Annotated in this window: 1 protein-coding gene; it reads right to left on the bottom strand. The window is 77.2% G+C overall.

Translation table 11 applies throughout. The features are described 5' to 3' along the window. Window positions 1-788 (bottom strand): peptidase U32 family protein (locus PHA29_RS07055; protein ID WP_270848863.1); only part of this gene is annotated, 788 nt, incomplete at both ends.

Raw genomic sequence — 788 nt, 5'->3', positions numbered from 1 at the left:
CGCTCGCCGTCAGGTAGACCGCGCTGCCCGGCTCGACCCGGCGCTTGCAGCGGACGCGGAGGCGCTCGCCCGCGGCGCCGTCCGCCGGGCACGGGACGAGCGGCCAGCGCGCGGGCACGTCGGCGCCCGCGTCCGCGGGGAGGACGGTCCTGATCTCGAGGGTGTCCCCCTCCCCGACCGGGCGCTCGAGCGCCACCGTGACCTCGTGCCGGGCGCGTGCGACCACCTCGCCCACCCTGACGCCCTGGTTGATGGCCCGCTCGGGGCTCATGAGCTCCGGCCCGGACCCGCCGCGCAGGTAGGCGTCGGTGAAACCGCGGTTGAAGGACATGCCGAGGCGGAAGGCGACCTCCTCCTCCGCCTCCCCGTCCAAGCCCCCCTCCGCGAGCGCGTCGAGCGCCGCGCGGTAGCAGCCCACGACGTTCCAGACGTAGTCGGGGTTCTTCATGCGCCCCTCGATCTTGAGGGCGGCCACCCCGGCGCGCACGAGCGCGGGAAGGTGCCGCAGGGACAGGAGGTCCCGCGGGCACAGCAGCCTGCCCGACGGCGCCTCCGCCTCGGACGCGGGGGCGCCGTCCCGCTCGAGGCGGTACGGGAGCCGGCAGGGCTGGGTGCACGCGCCGCGGTTCGCGGAGCGCCCCCGCCGCAGCGCGGAGAAGGCGCAGGCGCCCGAATACGACACGCAGATCGCCCCGTGGCAGAAGGCCTCGACGGGGACGCCGGACGCGCACAGGGCCTCGAGCGCGCCGACCGAGAGCTCGCGGGCGCAGGTGACGCGGGCCGCCCCG

This window comes from Candidatus Collinsella stercoripullorum (assembly GCF_027669965.1).
Classification (GTDB): Bacteria; Actinomycetota; Coriobacteriia; order Coriobacteriales; family Coriobacteriaceae; genus Collinsella; species Collinsella stercoripullorum.
The sequence above is the reverse complement of the archived record's forward strand: the minus strand, read 5'-3'. Positions and strand labels throughout refer to the sequence as shown.